Genomic DNA, 20,386 nt, shown 5'->3' on the forward strand with positions numbered 1-20,386 from the left:
AACAAGGTCAGTCATGAACAACAATCGCCACCCCGCCGACGGCAAAAAACCGATCACGATTTTTGGCCCGGACTTCCCGTTTGCCTTCGACGACTGGATCGAGCATCCCGCAGGCCTGGGCAGTATCCCGAGCGACAACCTGGGCAAAGAGGTGGCGATTGTGGGCGCAGGCATTGCCGGCTTGGTTGCCGCCTATGAATTGATGAAGCTGGGTCTGAAGCCTGTGGTCTATGAGGCCTCGAAAATGGGCGGCCGACTGCGTTCGCAGTCGTTCGAGGGGGCCGAAGGCGTCATCGCCGAGCTGGGCGGTATGCGCTTCCCGGTGTCGTCCACGGCCTTTTATCACTACGTGGATAAACTCGGGCTGGAATCCAAGCCCTTCCCCAATCCGCTGACCGCCGCGTCCGGCAGTACCGTGATCGACCTGGAAGGCAGCACGCATTACGCACAAAAGCTGTCGGACTTGCCCGCGCTGTTTCAGGAAGTCGCTGACGCCTGGGCTGACGCGCTGGAAGATGGCGCGCAGTTCGCCGAGATTCAGCAGGCCATCCGCGATCGTGACGTTCCTCGCCTCAAGGAACTGTGGGACAAGCTGGTGCCGTTGTGGGACGACCGCACGTTCTATGACTTCGTCGCCACTTCCAAGGCGTTCGCCAAGCTGTCGTTCTATCACCGTGAAGTGTTCGGCCAGGTCGGCTTTGGTACCGGCGGCTGGGATTCTGATTTTCCCAACTCAATGCTGGAAATTTTCCGGGTCGTCATGACCAATTGCGACGACCACCAGCACCTGATCGTCGGCGGCGTGGGCCAGGTTCCATTGGGTATCTGGCGCCATGCACCCGAACGCTGCGCGCACTGGCCGCAAGGCACTACCCTGTCCAGCCTGCATCGTGGCGCGCCGCGAACCGGTGTGAAACGCATTGCGCGTGCCGCCGATGGGCAATTTGCGGTCACTGATAATCTGGGGGATACCCGGCATTACGACGCGGTCCTGGCAACTTGCCAGAGCTGGTTGCTGACCACCCAGATCGAGTGCGAAGAGTCGCTGTTCTCACAGAAAATGTGGATGGCGCTCGACCGTACGCGCTACATGCAGTCCTCGAAAACCTTCGTGATGGTCGACCGCCCCTTCTGGAAAGACAAAGACCCGGAAACCGGCCGCGACCTGATGAGCATGACACTCACCGACCGCCTGACCCGGGGCACTTACCTGTTCGATAACGGCACCTACTCCAATGGCGTTGAAAAACCGGGCGTGATTTGTCTGTCGTACTCGTGGATGAGTGATGCACTGAAAATGCTGCCGCATCCGGTGGAAAAACGCGTCAGCCTGGCGTTAGGTGCGCTGAAAAAGATCTATCCGAAAGTGGATATCGCCGCGCGGATCATCGGAGATCCGATCACCGTGTCGTGGGAATCCGATCCGCACTTCCTCGGTGCCTTCAAGGGCGCGCTGCCGGGTCACTACCGCTACAACCAGCGCATGTATGCGCACTTCATGCAAAAGGATATGCCTGACGAGCAGCGCGGCATTTTCATCGCCGGTGACGACGTTTCCTGGACACCGGCCTGGGTCGAGGGCGCGGTGCAGACCTCGCTCAATGCGGTGTGGGGCATCATGACCCACTTCGGCGGCAAGACTCATGCTGAAAACCCGGGGCCTGGTGACGTGTTCCACGAAATCGGCCCGATCGTTTTGCCTGAATAAGGAAGCCCTCATGCGCGTTGCCCTGTACCAATGTCCGCCGCTGCCGCTGGAAATCGGCAGCAACCTTGCACGCCTTAAGGCGCAGGCAGCCGCAGCCGCGAAGCAGGGCGCCGGGGTGGTGGTGTTCCCGGAGATGTTCCTGAGCGGTTACAACATCGGCGCCAAGGCCGCACGGGAATTGGCGCAACCCAGCGATGGGCCGGCAGCGCGCGAAATTGCCGAGATTGCGAAAGCGAGCGGCATTGCGATCGTGTACGGCTACCCTGAACTGAGCGCCGACGATCAGGTTTACAACGCCGTGCAGTTGATCGACGCGCAAGGTTCACGATGCTGCAATTATCGAAAGACGCATCTGTATGGCGAGCTGGACAAATCCATGTTCAGTGCAGGCGACGAGCATTTTCCGGTGGTGGAACTCGGCGGTTGGAAGCTGGGATTGCTCATCTGCTATGACGTGGAATTTCCCGAAAACACTCGCCGGCTCGCCTTGGCGGGCGCCGATCTGATTCTGGTACCCACTGCCAACATGGCGCCCTACGACTTCATCTGCGAAGTGACCGTTCGCGCCAGGGCCTTCGAAAATCAGTGCTACCTGGTTTACGCCAACTATTGCGGGCATGAGGGCGACATTCATTACTGCGGGCTCAGCAGCATCTGCGCACCGGACGGCAAGCAGATCGCGCTTGCCGGTCAGGAGCAAGCGTTGGTGGTGGCGGATCTGGATCGCCAGGCCATGAGCGAGTCGCAGGCGATCAATACCTATTTCAAGGATCGCAGACCGAAGTTCTATACAGGATTGGTTTGATCCTTGGCTTGGCCATGTGCAGCACGGCACGGCCGCGGTGACGTATTTAGATCCCTGCCGCCGTTAACCCGTGTTGCCACACAAACCGTCCGTGGCTGACGGTTACAGGCCCGGCCACAACCAGTACGGCAGCGGCGTAATCCGCTAGCATGACCCGCACTTTCCTACTCCCTTGCGGAAATCGTCATGCCCATGCCCGACTCGACCACTCACCGTACCCTGACCCTGCCTAACGGCTTGTGCGTGACGCTGTGCTCGGCGCCGAGGCTCAAGCGTTGCGCGGCGGCGCTGCGGGTGGCGGTGGGCAGTCATGATGTGCCTGCACAGTGGCCAGGACTGGCGCACTTTCTCGAACACCTTTTTTTCTTAGGCACTGAGCGCTTTGCTACCGACCAAAACCTGATGACCTACGTCCAGCGCCACGGCGGACAGGTCAATGCCAGCACTGGCGAACGCACTACGGATTTCTTTTTCGAACTGGCTCCGCCTGCATTTGCGGGAGGTCTGGAGCGTTTGTGCGAAATGCTCGCCCATCCACGCATGACTCAGCCCGATCAACTGCGCGAGCGTGAAGTGCTGCACGCCGAATTCATCGCCTGGTCACGGGATAATGCTTCGCGTGAACGGCTAAAACGCCTTCAACCACTGTCGGCGTTACACCCTTTGCGCTGGTTTCACGCGGGCAACCGGTTCAGCCTGCCAGTTCCGCGTCCTGCATTTCAGCAGGCGCTGCAGGCTTTTTACCGGACCTTCTATCAGGCAGGTCAGATGATCTTGAGCCTGGCCGGCCCCCAGACGCTGGACGAACTGCAGGCCTTGGCGACTGCACATGGCAGGTATTTCGCCAAGGGCCAGAAGGTCGAACAATCGTCCCCACCGGCGCTTATGGGCAACCAAACGAACATCCATGTGCAAACCGACCTGCACGGGGTGCATTTGATGGTTGCGTGCGAAGGGCTGCCCTCCGGGCATCAGCAAGCCGCTGCATTCCTCTGCGTCTGGATCAACAACGCGCAGGCAGGGGGGTTAGTCGCGCAGCTGCGTGATCGCGGACTGATTGAGTCGTTCAAGGCGCAGGTACGGTATGAGTTTGCCGGGCAGGTGTTGTTTGAAATCGACGCTGCACTCCCTCAGGGACTTGCGCAAACGGCAGATATCCAAAACCTGATCTTCAGCTGGCTAACCTTCTTCAAAGCCCACTACCGCCAGTTGCTCGATGAATACACCTTGCTTGAGAAGCGCCGACTGGCAGTCCTGAGCGCCCTGCCCCTAGCTCGCCACTACAATGATGAGTCCGGCATGCCGGGCCTTTCGGATCCGGTGATTCAGGCACTGGACGCCCTGCTCGATACGCTGGTGCGGCAATCGCAGTTACAGCCATCGCCTACGCCAACGAAACCGGTACTCACCGACACCAACTGGTGCTTGCCCCGGCCAAACCCGTTTTTGCGCCCTCCCCAAGCGCTCGCCATGCGGGCGCCAATGCCGCCCTCGCTGACGTTCAGCGACAGCCTCCCAGCCACTGGCGAGGCCGCAATCTACCTGGCCTGGGCGCTTCAAAGCCCGCAGCCAACACTGCATTCGATGCTCTGCGACAGCCTCAAAACACTGAGCGCCGATGCCCAGCAAGCCGGGGTGACACTGACGTTCACAGCTTACGGTAACCATTGGCAGCTAAAAGCGAGCGGTCTTGCAGAGACGATTCCTGCCGTTCTTGAGCAGGCACTGAACCGGCTCAGTTGTCCTGATCGCCAGGCGCTGAGGCGCTACGGGCAGTCAAGCAACGAGCCTGCGCCTATCCCGATTCGCCAGTTGCTAAAGACATTTGCTGATCATTTTCTGAACAGTACCAGTGCCGCAGACACGCATGACCTGAAGAGCGTCTGGGCAACCGCGCGTTGGATCGGCTTTGCGACGGGCGTGCACAGCGCCAGTCAACCCGCGCTGCTTCACGCCCTTCGCGATACGCCCGGCGTGCCTGGCGAAACTCGCAAACTGCTCCTGGCGCCAACAACTGCACAGCGTTGGGCAATCGAACCGTCAGAGTCTTCCGAGAATGCTGTGCTGCTGTTCTACCCTGTGCCCTCGAACAGCATCGAGGACGAGGCCATATGGCGATGCTTCGCACATGTGGTTCAAGCGCCGTTCTACCAGCGTCTTCGAGTGGAGCTGCAATTGGGCTACGCGGTATTCAGCGGTTTCCGACAGATCGCCGGGCATGGCGGGGTACTGTTCGGCGTGCAATCGCCCAGCACAACGGCGGGCCAGTTGATCGAACACATCGAAGCATTCATGAAAACGCTGCCAGTGCTGATCGAGGAAGCCGATACGCGGTCGGTGCTCAAGGTTCTGCAAAGTCAGCTGGAGCCGGCCACCATGGACCTCTCGCAAGGCGCTGAAATGCTTTGGCAGGCTCATCTTGCAGGCCACTCGGCGGATTACAGTGCGCGCCTGCGATATTTAACTGCACATCTTCATGTTGCAGGGCTGCGCGCCGCTGCCAACCGAATAGCGCAATCCCAAGCCTGGGCCTTTTGCCTTTCAAACCGCCCGAGCCCCAACGGGTCGACCCTTGCGTCCCCATGATCATTGCTGCACATGCAAAACGCTTTATCCAATTTGTCATCGTTGGGCGCGCGACATTTTTAGTAGCATAGGCCCCTAAGCATTTTGAACGTCTCCTCTTGCAGGTGTACTAAAAGATGTACCACCCACCGCTGCACTAACCCGGAAGGAGTCTCCTATGTCGTGGACCAAACCTGCTTACACCGATCTGCGTATCGGCTTTGAAGTCACCATGTACTTCGCAAGCCGTTGATTTCTGCGCGGTGAAAAGCCTCGGTTCGCCGGGGCTTTTTTGTGACAGGGTCAAAGATTTCAAAGCGCGGCGTTCTGACGCGAAACAGGGCGTCGATGCCCAATTGGTACGGAGAAGACATGCACATCCAGATTCTTGGCTCGGCGGCGGGCGGCGGCTTTCCGCAATGGAACTGCAACTGCGTCAATTGCGCAGGCTTTCGTGACGGCAGCCTGCGGGCCCACGCTCGCACTCAGTCGTCCATTGCCCTGTCGGATGACGGCGTGAATTGGGTCCTGTGCAATGCCTCGCCGGACATCCGCGCCCAACTGCAAGGCTTCGCGCCGATGCAGCCCAATCGCGGGCTGCGCGACACGGGGATCGGCGCGGTCATCCTGATGGACAGCCAGATTGATCACACCACGGGCCTGCTGAGCCTGCGCGAAGGTTGCCCGCATCAGGTCTGGTGCACTGACATGGTCCACGAAGACCTGAGCACCGGGTTTCCTCTGTTCAACATGCTCAAGCATTGGAACGGCGGTCTGGTCTGGAATCGCATCGATCTGGAAGGCAGCTTCGTGATCCCGGCCTGTCCGAACCTTCGCTTTACGCCTTTTCCGCTACGTAGCGCGGCACCGCCCTACTCGCCGCACCGATTCGACCCACATCCTGGAGACAACATCGGGCTGATGGTCGAAGACCTGCGAACCGGCGGCAAGCTGTTTTACGCCCCCGGCCTTGGCAAGGTCGATGACGCCCTCCTGAAAAAAATGAGCGCTGCCGACTGTCTGCTGGTAGATGGCACGATGTGGGATGACGACGAGATGAAACGTCGTGGGGTGGGCACTCGCACTGGAACAGAGATGGGGCATCTGGCGCAGAAGGGCCCGGGCGGCATGTTGGAAGTGCTGGAAAAGCTGCCTGAACAGCGCAAAGTGCTTATCCACATCAACAACACCAATCCGATTCTCGATGAAGACTCCGCCGAGCGCGCCGAACTGGCCCGCCGTAACGTTGAAGTAGCCTTTGATGGCATGAGCATCGAGCTATAGCGGCATGGCTGGCCGGCGCTGGCGATCTTGCAGAAGTCACTCTCGGCGAGCGTTACTGCTACACGTCGGCTGCAAGCCAGTGCCTTGTGCAGACAAGTTTGAATACCCCGCAGAACCTGCGACGGCTGATTAAGGAACGTGCTGACATGACTGACCCAACGCCGCTTTCCCCCGCTGAATTCGAACAGGCCCTGCGCGCCAAAGGCGCGTACTACCACATTTACCACCCCTTCCATGTGGCGATGTATGAAGGCCGTGCCACTCGCGAGCAGATTCAGGGCTGGGTCGCCAACCGGTTCTATTACCAGGTGAATATTCCGCTCAAAGACGCTGCGATCCTGGCTAACTGCCCGGACCGTGAGATTCGTCGCGAATGGATTCAGCGCTTGCTCGATCACGATGGTGCGCCCGGTGAAGACGGCGGGATCGAGGCCTGGTTGCGTCTGGGTCAAGCCGTAGGCCTGGACCCGGACCAGCTGCGTTCGCAGGAATTAGTACTACCGGGCGTACGATTTGCCGTCGATGCCTATGTGAATTTCGCCCGGCGCGCCAACTGGCAGGAAGCGGCCAGCAGCTCGCTGACCGAATTGTTCGCGCCGCAGATCCATCAGTCGCGTCTGGACAGCTGGCCGCAGCATTACCCGTGGATCGACCCGGCGGGTTACGAATATTTCCGCACCCGTCTGGGCCAGGCACGGCGCGACGTCGAGCACGGTCTGGCCATCACGCTGCAGCACTACACCACCTGGGAAGGCCAGCAGCGCATGCTGGAAATCCTGCAGTTCAAACTCGACATTTTGTGGAGCATGCTGGACGCCATGAGCATGGCCTACGAGCTGAAACGTCCGCCTTATCACAGCGTCACCGACCAACGCGTCTGGCATAAAGGAATCGCCCTATGAGCTTCAACCGTGAACAGGTGCCGAGCTGGCGCCGGGGTTATCGCTTCCAGTTTGAACCGGCGCAGAATGGCCACGTGCTGCTGTACCCGGAGGGCATGATCAAGCTCAACGAAAGCGCAAGCGCGATCGGCGGCTTGATCGACGGCCAGCGCAGCGTGGGTGAGATAATCGCCGCGCTTGACGAGAAATTCCCCGGTTTCCCCGAGCTTGGCACCGATGTCGAGCAATTCATGGAGGTCGCGCGTGCTGAACACTGGATCGAACTTGCCCCTATTGCCGGCAAATGAGTCAGCAGTCACAAAGTCCAAGGTGCACATTCCGCCGACGCCTCCCGTCGGGCTGCCGCTGTGGCTGCTCGCTGAGCTGACCTACCGCTGCCCGCTGCAATGCCCGTACTGCTCCAACCCGCTGGACTTCGCAAAACAGGGCCAGGAACTGACCACCGAGCAGTGGTTCAAGGTAATGGCCGAAGCGCGGCAGATGGGCGCGGCGCAGATCGGCTTTTCCGGTGGCGAGCCCCTAGTGCGTCAGGACCTGGCCCAATTGATCGCTGAAGCGCGCCGGCTGGGCTTCTACACCAATCTGATCACCTCGGGCATCGGCTTGACCGAGCAGAAAATCATCGATTTCAAGGAAGCAGGTCTGGACCATATTCAGATCAGCTTTCAAGCCAGCGATGAGCAAGTAAACAACATGCTTGCGGGCTCGAAAAAAGCCTTTGCGCAAAAGCTGGAAATGGCCCGGGCGGTGAAAAAGCATGGTTATCCAATGGTGCTCAACTTCGTGACCCATCGGCACAACATCGACAGAATCGACAAGATCATCGAGCTGTGTGTGGCGCTGGAGGCGGATTTCGTCGAGCTGGCCACCTGTCAGTTCTACGGCTGGGCGCACCTTAATCGCGTGGGCTTGCTGCCGACCAAGGATCAATTGGTTCGCGCCGAGCGCATTACCAACGAATATCGCGTCAAACTGGCGGCCGAAAATCACCCGGTCAAACTGATCTTCGTCACCCCCGACTATTACGAAGAACGGCCGAAAGCCTGCATGAATGGCTGGGGCAATCTATTCCTGACCGTGACCCCGGATGGCACTGCGCTACCTTGCCATGGGGCCCGGCAAATGCCGATTCAGTTTCCCAACGTGCGCGATCACAGCATGCAGCACATCTGGTACGAATCCTTCGGTTTCAATCGCTTTCGCGGGTACGAATGGATGCCCGAACCTTGTCGGTCTTGCGACGAGAAAGAGAAGGACTTTGGCGGCTGTCGCTGTCAGGCCTTTATGCTCACCGGCGACGCCAGCAATACGGACCCGGTGTGCAGCAAGTCGCCACAACACAGCCTGATCACCCAGGCGCGCGACGAAGCCGAGTATGCTAGCCAGACCATCGAGCAACTGGCCTTCCGCAATGAACGAAATTCTCGCCTCATCGCCAAATCCTGACCTGTTCTCTGCCGCTCAGGCCGTGGCGGCCGGCACCGACTTCGCCGAACTGAACGTCAGCCCCGCCGGCCTTTTCTGGAGCGAATTCCGCCCACAGGACGCAGCGTCGCGCATCTGGCGCTGGAGTAATGGTGCAACCACATGCCTGACCCCGGACGGTTTCAGCGTTCGTAGCCGCGTTTATGAATACGGCGGCGGCTCGTTTTGCCTGACCGACGATGCGGTGGCGTTCGTCAATGAAACCGATCAACAGATCTACATCCAGCCTTTCGACGCCAGCACTGCGCACGCCCTGACTCAAGGCGACAAACGTTATGGCGACGTGCGGTTCGCGCGCGGACAGATTCTGGCGGTCGAGGAGGACAAAGACGTTCACCGCCTGGTAGCGATCAATCTCGTGGATGGCCGATGTGACGTGCTGGCCGAAGGTGCCGACTTCTATGCTTCCCCGACGTTGAGTCCCGACGGCAACCGCCTGGTGTGGATCGAGTGGTGGCGCCCGCATCAGCCATGGACGTCGACCAGGCTGCTGAGCGCTGAGCGCCAGCCCGATGCCACATGGGGTCGTGCACATTGTCTGGCCGGAGGGTTGGGGTTTGAAGCGTTGCAGCAACCGCGTTTCGATGAACAAGGCCGCCTGTACTGCCTGACCGATCGCGCGGGTTTCTGGCAGCCTTGGGTCGAGACGCTGGATGGCTTCGAAGCGTTACCCGCCGCCAAAGCCGATCATGCACCTGCACCTTGGCAACTGGGCGGCTCCAGTTTCCTGCCGCTCGATGACGGCGCTTATCTGGCCAGTTGGTCGGAGGACGGCATGGGCGTGTTAGCTGTGCGCGCCTGCGACGGTTCGATGGCAGATTTCAGCGGCCAATACGGCCGTTTCCGCAGCCTGGCGTTGGACGAGCACTACATTTATTGCATCGCAGCTTCTGCCACCAGCCCGTCTGCAGTGCTGGCGATCAGTCGTTCCGACAAAAGCGTTCAGGTGCTCGCCGGGGGTGTCGCGCCTTTGCCTGCCGAGCGCATCAGCCGCCCGCAGACCCTGCGCTATCCCAGCGGTTCGGGCGAGGCGCACGGCTATTTCTACCCGGCCATGACCGACGAAGAAAAACCGCCCTTGGTGGTGTTCATTCATGGCGGCCCCACTTCGGCCTGCTACCCGGTCCTCGATCCGCGCATTCAGTTCTGGACGCAACGGGGCTTCGCCGTCGCGGACCTCAACTACCGGGGCAGCACTGGTTATGGCCGTGCTTATCGGCAGGCGTTGTTTCTGGAGTGGGGCGTGGTCGATGTCGAAGATGCCTGCGCAGTGGTCGAGTACCTGGGCAATCAGGGCCTTATCGACCCGAGCAAGGCGTTCATTCGCGGTGGCAGTGCAGGTGGCTACACGACCCTGTGCGCACTGGCGTTCAAAGATGTGTTCCGGGCGGGCGCGAGTCTCTACGGCGTCAGCGATCCATTGGCGTTGGCCGCGGCAACGCATAAGTTCGAGGCCGATTATCTGGACTGGCTGATCGGCGACCCGGACGTCGACCTGATGCGCTACCGCGAACGCACGCCGTTGTTGCATGCCGAGCAGATCAAGGTGCCGGTGATTTTCTTCCAAGGCGAACTCGACGCCGTGGTCGTTCCCGCCCAGACCCGCGACATGCTCGCCGCATTACTGGACAACGGCATCCCCGCCGAAGGCCACTTCTACCCTGAAGAACGCCACGGCTTCCGCAAAGCCAGTAATCAGGCCCACGCGCTGGAAACTGAATGGGCTTTTTATAGGAAGGTGATTGATGGTTAAGGCAACGGCTTAAATCGGCAGGCCCCTGCTCTCTGGAAGCGAAATCGTTCTGGGGGTCATCCGCCGAGCAGTCGCTCTGGGAGGAACAATGCTTTCTAGGGGTCTCGGTGAACGCCGTACTGGCACGATGTAGCCTCTTTTGAGTTGGTGCTGGCGCCAGACGTCGCTAAACGATAAAGGTGGCAGCTGTATGCGGGTTAGCGAACCAGCCTCAAAGATACCGGCAGACCCGAAAGTTTCCGACGCACAGCCGCCATGACACGCGCCTTTACAGAGCTAGCCACGAGGCAAACGCTGATGCGCTTTGAGAGGTCGGATCGCTAAATCCGGTCGTTGATTACAACGACGGTGAAGACCAGCGCGGACTATAGGGGCGAACAACCCAGCGGCTGGAATTCAGAAACGTCCTACAGTCCAGCGCATTTTCGACTTTCAGGTCCCGCCAGCTACTAGCCAAGCTGGACTAACATTTGCGCCTTAGCTAAGGCGATCACCGAGCGGGCGCCGTACTTACTTACGGCTGGCGATGATGTAGACGGCGTGAATGATGCCGGGGATGTAGCCCAACAGGGTCAGCAGGATGTTGAGCCAGAATGCGCCAGCGAAGCCGACTTGCAGGAACACGCCCAGGGGTGGCAAGAGGATGGCGAAGATGATGCGGATGATGTCCATGGGTGAAGCTCCTGAAGGGAAATAGCCTAGTTGGGCCATACAGCTAATCGACCCTGTGCAGTCATAGGGGTTCCGCCGCGCGTTCGTTGCGCCTCTACCGAGCGAATAAAAAACGCCCCGCAGGCATGTTACCTGTGCGGGGCGAGCGTAAGTCACGCAAGACGGTATTCGGCCACGCAGCTTTGATTCAGGCCATCAAGGGTCGGCTGGCGCTGCGCTGGGGTTTTGCGGCAATGCCCGCGAACCGGGGCGAGGCGGGCTCTCGGACAAAGCCCGCCAAGTCCTCGATCTGCGCGGTGCAAGCCTGCCCGCGAACAAGCAGGGCGGCGCTACGCGGGCTGCGGCTGGAGTGGTCGCCCAGCACCACGATATCGGCGCTGACGCTGTACGTATCTTCACAGAGCACGCCACGCTGCTGGCCGATCGCACCATGCGCCTCGCTGAGGATCAACAGGATGTTCAACGTCCGGCAAAGCTTCTCAACGCCCTTCACATAGGCGAGCGAGGCGGGGGTCACAATGCTGTCCTCCTGAATGGGCTGCAGGATGACCGCCACGGTTCGAGCATCAACGGCCGCATCCATCGCCGCCAGATCGTTGAACGGTACGCGGCAGAAATGGCTGGCCATGGACTCGATCAAACCCTCGAAACGCCCGCCGCTGGCGACAATCACGCCGCACTCGCCACGTCGATGTCGCGCGCCCCAGCGGCGCGCCAGGGTCATCGCCGCGGCACATGCATCCTGCTCGGCACCGAAGAAAGCAACCTGGTCGCTGGCGGTTCTCTGGCGCAAGCGCTGCAAAGGCGACAACAGTGCAGGCGACTCCATGAGATTGTCTTCAATGGCGCAATGACCCAGCAGATTAAACAGGCTCATGCCCGCAGCCCTTCCAGCGGCAGGCCCAGCAGGCGATTGCTCCAGTCCTCGACGCGTCCGGTGCGCAGGCGCTTGATAGCCATGTCGCGCCAGCGGGAAGACAAGGCCGGGCAATCGACCAGTTTTTTCAGGCCAGCGTGTTCAAGCGGTTCCTGATAAAAACTGCGCAACGCCCACGCCACGGTCAATCCGGGATAGCTGCGCTGGATCAGTTCAAAGGCATCTTCGGGGCTGACAAATCCCGGTTTGAGTACCCGATAGAACCACCCACAACGACCCGCCTCCTGGGCATGTTGAGGCAACCCTTCAATGCCCCAGCGGTGGCTCAGCCGATAGCATGGCGAGCGCGGCTGGCTGACCTGCAAGAGCGCGCCGCCCCAGCGAAACAGATCGCCCAGACAAACATGCTCCTCGGTCAGGCCGTGAGAAGACAGGTTCTCGCCGAAAGCGGGCGCATCCCAGTCAATGCTCGGGTAGTGCTTGTGCCAGTAGGCGTAGTGCTCGGCGGGGTAGTGATGCAGGGCGCGCTCGGGCCCCGTGTGGAAACGTGGGTCGCCGTGTTCGTCGCTGCCCAGTCCTTGCGGCCAAAGCCATAAGCGCCGGTCCACTCGGTGCTTGTCGATATCGCTGATCAATCCTTGACCCAGATTTTTCGCTTTACCTATGTAAACACCATCGACCTGGACACTGTTCATTGCGCTGGCTGGCCCTGTAACCCTTGTAAGTTGGGCGTAGACTATGCGCCAGCTACCCAAACGGCCATTTCGATTTTCCAGCCATTTCGATAAGAATCACTTATGGATTTCCGCCAACTGCGTTATTTCGTCGCGGTCTACGAAGAGGGGCACGTGGGCCGCGCCGCCGAACGCCTTAGCTTGTCTCAACCGGCGCTCTCGCAGCAGATTCGTCTGCTCGAGCACAGCCTGGATGTCAGCCTGTTCGAGCGCAGCAGCAAGCGCCTGCTGCCGACGCTCGCTGCTCACACGTTGTACAACCACGCGGTGCCGCTGCTCGAAGGCATGCAACGCGCTCGCGATGCGCTGCGCAACTTCAAAGGCCACTCACAAAGAACGCTCGCCATTGGTGTGATGCAAACCGTGCATTCGAGCCTGGTGCCGCAGATGCTGGAACATGTGCGCAAGGCTCAGCCCCACCTTGTGGTGCAGATCTACGAATTGAGCGCGATGGAGATCGAGCGGCGCCTGCTCAATGGCGCGCTGGATATCGGTATCAGTTATCTGCCCCCGCGCCAGCCAGGGCTGCACGGCATGGCGCTGTACGAAGACGAGCTCAAGCTGGTCATCGCGGCGAATCACCCGCTGCGCGAATTCAAGAAAGTTTCGATGAGCCAGGCCGCCGAGCTGCCGATGCTGTTACTCGGTGAAGAATTCCAGGTGCGGCAGATCTGGCAGACGCAGTTGAGCAATTTGGGACGTCGTCCTCATGTGCAGGCTGAACTGAACAATATGTCGGGCATTCTCGACAGTCTGGCCCACATGAAGCTGGCGACGGTACTGCCAGGGCGTGCTCAGGATATTCAGGAGAACGAGGAGTTGCTTTGGAAGCCGCTAAGTGAACCGCGTGTGCCACTGCAGATCGGGCTGGTGTATCGAGACGCACACAGACAGCAAGCGACGCTGGAGCTGCTCAAGTCGGTATTGGATGAGATGGAAAAACCCAAGCCAGCCTCGCTGGATGCGCTGTGACACGCCGCGGCATTTTCCAAAGGGCAGATAAAAGAAAACCCCGCCGAAGCGAGGTTTTCCAGACTGTTTCCCTTTGACTTCCCTTTCTTCCCGCCATCCTGGCAGGCATTCCCTACGTGTCCCTGTTATCTGTTTGCGCATCCTGCGCTACGTCCATGTGTGTAGATTAACTTTGGATCCTATAATACGCCAGAGCTAAATGTCAGTACGTGATGTAAGCAAAAGCTTACATGGCGGTGGAATCGTTAGAACTGGGAAGCATCCAGCAGATACAGTGACTCACTGCCCGCCCTGATTGAGGTCGAAAGTGACTCTATTCGTGGCAGCAGACGCGCGAAATAGAACCGCGCAGTACCGAGCTTGCTGGCGTAGAAGTCTTCCTGGGCTTCCTTGCCCAACGCCGCTTTCGCCGACATGGCCCACATGTAGGCGTAGGCGGTGTAGCCAAAGACATGCAGGTACTCGACGGAAGCTGCGCCTATTTCGTTCGGGTTGCTCCGTGCGCGATCCAGTATCCAGTTGGTCAATTCATCCAGCGTCGTCAGCGCAGCGCTCAGCGGCTTGGTAAATTCGCTCAACGAAGGGCCAGACGCTGCGATAAATGCCCGGACTTCGTCAGAAAACAGCCGGTAATGCGCCCCGCCGCTGCCGACGATCTTGCGACCCATCAGGTCCAGCGCCTGAATGCCGTTGGTGCCTTCGTAAATTTGGGTAATGCGAACGTCACGGACCAATTGCTCCTGGCCCCACTCACGGATATAACCGTGGCCGCCGAAGACCTGCTGGCCGAGCACCGTTGTGTCCAGTCCCATATCGGTGAGGAAAGCCTTGGCCACCGGCGTCAGCAGCGCGACCAAGCCATCGGCACGCTCACGCACGGCGGCGTCTTCGCTGTATTTGGCGGTGTCCAGTTGCAGTGCAACGTAGGTGGAGAAGGCACGACCGCCTTCGTTGAGGGCTTTCATGGTCAGCAACATGCGCCGCACATCAGGGTGAACGATGATCGGATCGGCAACGGAGTCCTTGGACTGCGCACCGGTCGGCGCCCGACTTTGCAGGCGGTCACGGGCATATTCGATGGCGTTCTGGTAAGAACGCTCGCCGGACGCCAGGCCTTGAATCCCCACGCCCAGACGCTCGTAGTTCATCATCGTGAACATTGCCGCCAGCCCTTTATTCGGCTCGCCGACCAGGTAACCTTCGGCCTGATCGAAGTTCATCACGCACGTGGCGGAGGCCTGAATACCCATTTTGTGCTCGATGGAGCCGCACGACACCGCGTTGCGCGCGCCCAGGCTGCCATCGCCATTGACCAGAAATTTTGGCACCAGAAACAGCGAAATGCCTTTCGGCCCGGCTGGTGCACCCGGCAGTTTGGCCAGCACCAGATGAATGATGTTTTCGGTCAGATCGTGCTCGCCACCGGTGATGAAAATCTTGGTACCGGTGATTTTGTAGGAGCCGTCTGTCTGCGGTTCGGCCTTGGTGCGGATAATGCCCAGGTCGGTACCCGCGTGCGCTTCGGTCAAGCACATGGAACCTGCCCAAATGCCGGCATACATGTTCGGCAGGTAACTGTCCTTAAGGTCGGCGCTGGCGTGGGTGTTGATCGAGACACAGGCGCCGGAGGTCAGCATCGGATAAAGGCCGAAGGCCAGGCTCGACGAGTTGACCATCTCTTCGACTTGCGCAGAAACGGCCTTGGGCATGCCCATGCCACCGAATTCGGGATTTCCGCCTACGCCGACCCAACCGCCCTCGGCGTAAGTTTGATACGCCTTGACGAAGCCCTGCGGCGTAGTCACCACGGTGTCGTTCCAGTGGCAGCCTTCTTCATCGGCCGCGCGGCTGAGCGGTGCCACGGATTTGCTGGTGACTTTACCCGCCTCTTCGAGAATCGCCTCGACGGTTTCAGCATCTACTGCCTCGGACAACTCCGGCAGCGTGGCCCAGAGTCTGGAGACGTCGAATACTTCATTGAGAACGAAGCGCATATCGCGCAAAGGCGCTTTGTAGTCAGCCATGGCAAACCTCGCAAACAGCAACAGATACCCGGAAATGAGACCCTGCAGACAGCGCGCAGCGTCAATGTGTCAGTGGACCCGAGTGTACAGGAACACCATTTACGACACATAGGGTCAAGTAGTGACTGTTTGAAGAATTAAAGTCACACAATTCTGGAGTACACGAACCCGCTTTAGCGAGGGTGAACGTCGTTCAAATCAAGCGAAAAGAGAGCTATCAACCAGCAGCAGCCATTCTTTGCGCACCGCGCTTGTTGCTCTGACCGTAGGCAATCACGCAGTTTCGGCCCGCGCCTTTTGCCGCATAAAGCGCTTGGTCTGCCGCCTTGAGCACTTCGTCGGGGTTGCGGTGCTCCGGCTGACGCTCGGCAACCCCGATGCTGACCGTCACCGAGACAGCCGAGGCCTGTGAACCGGAGCGACGCTGACGACCTTGCAAATCGTCCTGCGGCCGATTGTCCTGATTACGTAACTGGATAGCGTAGTTCGCGATGGTTTCGCGAATAACCTCCAGATGAGGCATGCACTCTTCCACGGTTTTGCCCGCGAAGACGATGGCGAACTCTTCACCGCCGTAACGATAGGCGCGACCACCGCCGTTGGCGATTTTCGACAATTTGCTGGCCACCAGACGCAGCACCTGATCGCCGACGTCGTGGCCGTGGGTGTCGTTGAATTTCTTGAAATGATCAACGTCACTCATGGCCAGCACATAGTTGCGACCCAGACGCTGCATACGCTCGTTGAGCGCCCGTCGACCCGGCAAACCGGTCAGCTCATCGCGGAAGGCCATTTGATAGGCCTCGTGGGCGACCGCCGCTGCGATCATCAGCATGACCTGACTGCACATGATGTTTAGCGTGAATGGCAGGATGAAGGTTTTCGGCAACGCCCAGAATAGTCCCAACAGGCCCACCAGTTGCGCGGCGTGCAATGGCCGTGGCTTACGCAGGTACTGGACGATTAGTACGGCGAACGCGATAAGAAAGACCACATAGGAGAGCTGAATCAGGCTCATCCATTCGCCATGCAGTGAAGGCCAGCGAATATCGGCCAGCCAGGCCAGCAGGCTTTGCGGGAAGCTCTGCTCAAGCCCCAGGGCCACACTGCCGACGGCGACAAGCACCGCCAGCCGCGCTACCAGGTCCTGAAGCAGATGCGTACGTTCCTCCCAGGCAGCGAATAACCCGAACATGACCGGCAGCAGCAGACAGCACAGATGGAACACCACTGCGGCATCTTCTCGAACTTTCCCGTTGTCGCGGTAGTAGTCGGTCTGCGTATCGAGCAGAAAATAGGCGATGTACACGGTGATCATCAGGAACAGTTCGCGCTGGCGCTTGTAAACGCCGCAGTACGCTCCACCGAGTAAAAGCACCAACGTCGGGAGCACATTGAACAGTGACGTGAAGAACACATTGAGGTCCTTCACGTACGCAGCCGCGAGTCCGGCGATCAACAGCGCCAGTGAAGGTAGAAAATGGCTGAAGCGTGCAGCTGAAGGGCCCAGCAAGAGGACGTCTCCTACCCATGACGAGCGTATTTAAACCAAATGGCATTGTGCCTGTATCGGCGCGCTCGCCGATTTGATGAGGAGAAATTGTGAGATCGGTCACTCTTTTATCGCTACGCAAGGTCGTGCCAGACGCTTTAGAAGGGGGAGTAGCACAGTGGCGACAGTGGCAGTGTTGAGCCCTGCGACTGCCGGCCCGTGCCGTCAAGTCTTCGATTCTGGCAGACACAAAAAAGCCGCCGGTTCCGGAGAACAAGCGGCTTTGAGGTAAAACCGGCGGGTGACTCAGTAAGCCAGGCCGAAATGCTCTTCGTTCATGTCCATCAGGTTATTGGCGCCTGACAGCATGGCCGCAACGTGTGTACGGGTCCGCGGCAGGATGCGCTGGAAGTAGAAGCGCGCAGTCTGCAGCTTGGCGGTGTAGAACGCCTCTTCACCGGTACCGGCTGCCAGTTTTTCGGCTGCGACGCGAGCCATGTCAGCCCAGAAGTAGGCCAGGCACACGTAACCGGAGAACATCAGGTAATCCACCGACGCGGCGCCCACTTCTTCACGGTCTTTCATGGCGGCCATGCCGACCTTCATGGTCAGGTCGCCCCATTCCTTGTTCAGCGCCGCCAGCGGGGCGACGAACTCGCTGACCGCCTGGTTGCCTTCCTGGGACTGGCAGAATTTGTGGACGATCTTGGTGAAGCCCTTCAGCGCTTCGCCTTGAGTCATCAGCACTTTACGACCCAGCAGGTCGAGGGCCTGAACTCCGGTGGTACCTTCGTACAGCATCGAAATGCGGCTGTCGCGAACGTTCTGCTCCATGCCCCATTCAGCAATGAAGCCGTGACCGCCATAGATTTGTACGCCATGGTTGGCGGATTCGAAACCGACCTCAGTCATGAACGCCTTGGCGATCGGGGTCATGAACGCCAGCAGGCCATCGGCTTGCTTTTTGGCATCAGCGTTGTCGCTGTATTTGACGATATCGACCTGTTTGGCGGTGAAGTAAACCATCGCCCGGGTACCCTCGGCAAAAGCCTTCATGGTCAGCAGCATGCGACGCACGTCAGGGTGAACGATGATCGGGTCAGCGGCCTTGTCCGGCGCTTTCGGGCCTGTCAGCGAGCGCATCTGCAAACGCTCGCGAGCGTATCTCAGGCCACCCTGGAAACCGACTTCAGCGTGGGCGAGACCTTGCAACGCAGTACCCAGGCGCGCCGTGTTCATGAAGGTGAACATGCAATTCAGGCCCTTGTTCGGCGGCCCGATCAGGAAGCCGGTAGCGCTGTCGAAGTTCATTACACAGGTAGCGTTGCCGTGGATGCCCATCTTGTGTTCCAGCGAACCGCAGCTCACCGCATTACGCTCGCCGACGCTGCCGTCAGCCGCTGGCAGGAACTTGGGAACGATGAACAGCGAAATCCCTTTGGTGCCCGCAGGCGCGTCGGGCAAGCGGGCGAGCACGATGTGGACGATGTTATCGGCCATGTCGTGTTCGCCAGCGGAGATGAAAATCTTGGTGCCGGAGACCTTGTACGAGCCATCTGCCTGAGGTTCGGCCTTGGTGCGCAGCATGCCCAGATCGGTGCCGCAATGAGGCTCGGTCAGGCACATGGTGCCGGTCCACTCACCCGATACCAGCTTGGTCAGGTAAGCGTCCTGCTGCTCGGCAGTGCCGTGCTCGGAGATGGTGTTCATCGCGCCATGGGACAGGCCTGGGTACATGCCCCACGACCAGTTGGCTTCGCCGACCATTTCACTGACAGCCAGGCCCAGCGATTCCGGCAGACCCTGGCCGCCATGAGCGACGTCATGGGCCAGACTGGGCCAGCCGCCTTCGACGAACTGCTTGTAGGCTTCCTTGAAGCCGGTCGGCGTTTTAACGCCGGACTCACTCCAGGTGCAGCCTTCGGTGTCACCCACACGGTTCAGCGGCGCCAGTACCTGCTCACAAAACTTGGCGCCTTCCTCGAGAATGGCGTCGACCATGTCAGGCGTGGCGTCCTGGCATGCGGGCAGACTCTGATAGTGCGCTTCGTAGCCGAGCAGCTCGTCACGAACGAAGCGAATATCACGCAAGGGGGCCTTGTAGTCAGGCATAGCGATAAACCTCTGCTGATGAATCCTGGAATTGGATGACCGTTCGGTCACTACGGGACTTGCCCCTTCCACCAGGATTTATGGTTTGGTCGATGGTCAAACAGGTGTTTGAAACATACGTTTACGCTCATTTGTTGTCAAGGGTGCGTCACGCACCTTTCATCGTCGCTGTCAGAAATGTCACAAGGGATGAAACGCAAAGGGCACGTTATGAACACGCGCGGTCGCGACGCAGACCTCGGAAAGCGGCGATTCGGGTCAGTGATAGGGTGTTATTCAGAAGGGAGACGCAACGCAAACGTGCGCCGAAGCGCACGTTAAGGGAGGAACAGACTGGGCAGAGATCAGGCGTAAGTATCGATCAACGTACCGAGCATTTCGTCGGCGGCCTTTTCAACCTTGACCCCGGACTGGACCTGAATCCGACCTTGGGTCAATTCAACAACATTGGTGGCCATGTCGGAACGCTGAGGGCGGTCAACTGAACGTAGGCGCTCAAGCTGAAAGTCCGAAGACTGGCTGCGACCCGAGACCTCGGTGGCTGGGCTGGCCAGTTGAGTGGCAGCCTGGTCGACACGATCCTGCCCGACCTGAATAGCACTCAAGCCTGGGTACAGTGTGTTGTTCAGCGAGATTTGCATGACCGTGATCCTCTGTTCATGAAGCGAACAACCCGCATTGAAACAGACGCCGTTCGAAAACGCCCGTCAAAAACGATAATGGCACTGGGCCTGCTAATAGCTTTATCCGAAACTGCTGATTGCAGGACGTTCGAATCCGTTAGTACGTAGCAACCGATAGCACCCGACGCAAAAGATGCAGCTAGAAGCGGCGCGGAACCCACCATAACCGCTCAAGGTAGCACTCGTCGCAGCAAGGACCTCGAATTGTGCAGTGGCGCACATCCTGTATCCCGTTTTGACTATGGCCTTCGGCCAGAAGCAAAACCTCACACCCCGCAGCCCCGCCTCTGCCCGGAGGGCGTAGGAGCCTGGCTTGCC

Annotated in this window: 17 protein-coding genes; 10 read left to right on the plus strand and 7 right to left on the minus strand. The window is 59.3% G+C overall.

The window, feature by feature from the left end; all coding sequences use genetic code 11:
* Positions 1-13 precede the first annotated feature (13 nt).
* From B3I26_RS14825 to B3I26_RS14865, 9 genes are all read left to right on the plus strand, one after another.
* Positions 14-1,708 carry a flavin monoamine oxidase family protein gene (locus B3I26_RS14825; protein WP_296258617.1) on the plus strand — a complete coding sequence of 565 codons (1,695 nt, stop codon included), beginning with the start codon at positions 14-16 and terminating at the stop codon, positions 1,706-1,708.
* A gap of 10 nt (positions 1,709-1,718) precedes the next feature.
* Complete coding sequence (locus tag B3I26_RS14830; protein ID WP_296258618.1) at positions 1,719-2,513, plus strand: carbon-nitrogen hydrolase family protein; 795 nt, start codon at positions 1,719-1,721, stop codon at positions 2,511-2,513.
* A 186-nt stretch (positions 2,514-2,699) separates the two neighbouring features.
* Positions 2,700-5,099 (plus strand): pyrroloquinoline quinone biosynthesis protein PqqF, encoded by a 2,400-nt coding sequence (pqqF, locus tag B3I26_RS14835; RefSeq protein WP_296258619.1) that lies wholly within the window; start codon positions 2,700-2,702, stop codon positions 5,097-5,099.
* 157 nt (positions 5,100-5,256) lie between these two features.
* Positions 5,257-5,331, plus strand: a complete 75-nt coding sequence (gene pqqA, locus B3I26_RS14840; RefSeq protein ID WP_003422658.1) for a pyrroloquinoline quinone precursor peptide PqqA — start codon at positions 5,257-5,259, stop codon at positions 5,329-5,331.
* A gap of 119 nt (positions 5,332-5,450) precedes the next feature.
* On the plus strand, positions 5,451-6,362 hold the full coding sequence (gene pqqB / locus B3I26_RS14845) for a pyrroloquinoline quinone biosynthesis protein PqqB (RefSeq protein ID WP_296258620.1): 912 nt from the start codon (positions 5,451-5,453) through the stop codon (positions 6,360-6,362).
* A 146-nt stretch (positions 6,363-6,508) separates the two neighbouring features.
* Positions 6,509-7,264 carry a pyrroloquinoline-quinone synthase PqqC gene (gene pqqC / locus B3I26_RS14850; RefSeq protein WP_296258621.1) on the plus strand — a complete coding sequence of 252 codons (756 nt, stop codon included), beginning with the start codon at positions 6,509-6,511 and terminating at the stop codon, positions 7,262-7,264.
* Positions 7,261-7,551 carry a pyrroloquinoline quinone biosynthesis peptide chaperone PqqD gene (gene pqqD / locus B3I26_RS14855; RefSeq protein ID WP_296258624.1) on the plus strand — a complete coding sequence of 97 codons (291 nt, stop codon included), beginning with the start codon at positions 7,261-7,263 and terminating at the stop codon, positions 7,549-7,551. Before pqqC ends, pqqD begins: the two co-directional genes overlap by 4 nt.
* On the plus strand, positions 7,508-8,710 hold the full coding sequence (gene pqqE / locus B3I26_RS14860; RefSeq protein ID WP_296258625.1) for a pyrroloquinoline quinone biosynthesis protein PqqE: 1,203 nt from the start codon (positions 7,508-7,510) through the stop codon (positions 8,708-8,710). The genes pqqD and pqqE overlap by 44 nt, the downstream gene beginning before the upstream one ends.
* Entirely contained in the window at positions 8,676-10,502 is a 1,827-nt protein-coding gene (locus tag B3I26_RS14865; protein WP_296258626.1) for a S9 family peptidase, read from the plus strand. The genes pqqE and B3I26_RS14865 overlap by 35 nt, the downstream gene beginning before the upstream one ends.
* Positions 10,503-11,012: 510 nt before the next feature.
* Here B3I26_RS14865 and B3I26_RS14870 read toward each other — a convergent pair.
* The 3 genes from B3I26_RS14870 to B3I26_RS14880 all read right to left on the minus strand — a co-directional run bounded on the left by B3I26_RS14870 (position 11,013) and on the right by B3I26_RS14880 (position 12,746).
* Positions 11,013-11,174, minus strand: coding sequence for a YqaE/Pmp3 family membrane protein (locus B3I26_RS14870; protein ID WP_092410636.1), 162 nt, complete (start codon positions 11,172-11,174; stop codon positions 11,013-11,015).
* Positions 11,175-11,361: 187 nt separating this feature from the next.
* Positions 11,362-12,051 (minus strand): aminotransferase class III-fold pyridoxal phosphate-dependent enzyme, encoded by a 690-nt coding sequence (locus tag B3I26_RS14875; protein ID WP_296258629.1) that lies wholly within the window; start codon positions 12,049-12,051, stop codon positions 11,362-11,364.
* Positions 12,048-12,746, minus strand: a complete 699-nt coding sequence (locus B3I26_RS14880) for an MOSC domain-containing protein (protein WP_296258631.1) — start codon at positions 12,744-12,746, stop codon at positions 12,048-12,050. The genes B3I26_RS14875 and B3I26_RS14880 overlap by 4 nt, the downstream gene beginning before the upstream one ends.
* 102 nt (positions 12,747-12,848) lie before the next feature.
* On the opposite strand from B3I26_RS14880, the gene B3I26_RS14885 reads away from it, so the two are divergent.
* On the plus strand, positions 12,849-13,757 hold the full coding sequence (locus B3I26_RS14885) for a LysR family transcriptional regulator (RefSeq protein WP_296258633.1): 909 nt from the start codon (positions 12,849-12,851) through the stop codon (positions 13,755-13,757).
* A 245-nt stretch (positions 13,758-14,002) separates the two neighbouring features.
* Here B3I26_RS14885 and B3I26_RS14890 read toward each other — a convergent pair whose 3' ends face one another.
* The 4 genes from B3I26_RS14890 to B3I26_RS14905 form a co-directional block, all read right to left on the minus strand.
* Entirely contained in the window at positions 14,003-15,781 is a 1,779-nt protein-coding gene (locus B3I26_RS14890; RefSeq protein WP_296258635.1) for an acyl-CoA dehydrogenase C-terminal domain-containing protein, read from the minus strand.
* Between the two features lie 217 nt (positions 15,782-15,998).
* Complete coding sequence (locus B3I26_RS14895) at positions 15,999-17,294, minus strand: GGDEF domain-containing protein (protein ID WP_296258637.1); 1,296 nt, start codon at positions 17,292-17,294, stop codon at positions 15,999-16,001.
* A 285-nt stretch (positions 17,295-17,579) separates the two neighbouring features.
* Positions 17,580-19,385: a phenylacyl-CoA dehydrogenase gene (locus B3I26_RS14900; protein WP_296258639.1), complete on the minus strand. Its 1,806-nt coding sequence runs from the start codon at positions 19,383-19,385 to the stop codon at positions 17,580-17,582.
* A gap of 344 nt (positions 19,386-19,729) precedes the next feature.
* Positions 19,730-20,026: a pyrroloquinoline quinone biosynthesis protein PqqE gene (locus B3I26_RS14905; protein ID WP_296258641.1), complete on the minus strand. Its 297-nt coding sequence runs from the start codon at positions 20,024-20,026 to the stop codon at positions 19,730-19,732.
* Between the last annotated feature and the right edge of the window lie 360 nt (positions 20,027-20,386).

Source organism: Pseudomonas sp. UBA5706 (genome assembly GCF_002419965.1).
Lineage (GTDB): Bacteria > Pseudomonadota > Gammaproteobacteria > Pseudomonadales > Pseudomonadaceae > Aquipseudomonas.

Bases quoted from the DNA above. Each gene is read 5' to 3' on its own strand.
- B3I26_RS14825 (WP_296258617.1), top strand. From the start codon at position 14: ATGAACAACAATCGCCACCCCGCCGACGGCAAAAAACCGATCACGATT.
- B3I26_RS14830 (WP_296258618.1), top strand. From the start codon at position 1,719: ATGCGCGTTGCCCTGTACCAATGTCCGCCGCTGCCGCTGGAAATCGGC.
- pqqF (WP_296258619.1), top strand. From the start codon at position 2,700: ATGCCCATGCCCGACTCGACCACTCACCGTACCCTGACCCTGCCTAAC.
- pqqB (WP_296258620.1), top strand. From the start codon at position 5,451: ATGCACATCCAGATTCTTGGCTCGGCGGCGGGCGGCGGCTTTCCGCAA.
- pqqC (WP_296258621.1), top strand. From the start codon at position 6,509: ATGACTGACCCAACGCCGCTTTCCCCCGCTGAATTCGAACAGGCCCTG.
- pqqD (WP_296258624.1), top strand. From the start codon at position 7,261: ATGAGCTTCAACCGTGAACAGGTGCCGAGCTGGCGCCGGGGTTATCGC.
- B3I26_RS14865 (WP_296258626.1), top strand. From the start codon at position 8,676: ATGAACGAAATTCTCGCCTCATCGCCAAATCCTGACCTGTTCTCTGCC.
- B3I26_RS14870 (WP_092410636.1), bottom strand. From the start codon at position 11,174: ATGGACATCATCCGCATCATCTTCGCCATCCTCTTGCCACCCCTGGGC.
- B3I26_RS14875 (WP_296258629.1), bottom strand. From the start codon at position 12,051: ATGAGCCTGTTTAATCTGCTGGGTCATTGCGCCATTGAAGACAATCTC.
- B3I26_RS14880 (WP_296258631.1), bottom strand. From the start codon at position 12,746: ATGAACAGTGTCCAGGTCGATGGTGTTTACATAGGTAAAGCGAAAAAT.
- B3I26_RS14885 (WP_296258633.1), top strand. From the start codon at position 12,849: ATGGATTTCCGCCAACTGCGTTATTTCGTCGCGGTCTACGAAGAGGGG.
- B3I26_RS14890 (WP_296258635.1), bottom strand. From the start codon at position 15,781: ATGGCTGACTACAAAGCGCCTTTGCGCGATATGCGCTTCGTTCTCAAT.
- B3I26_RS14900 (WP_296258639.1), bottom strand. From the start codon at position 19,385: ATGCCTGACTACAAGGCCCCCTTGCGTGATATTCGCTTCGTTCGTGAC.
- B3I26_RS14905 (WP_296258641.1), bottom strand. From the start codon at position 20,026: ATGCAAATCTCGCTGAACAACACACTGTACCCAGGCTTGAGTGCTATT.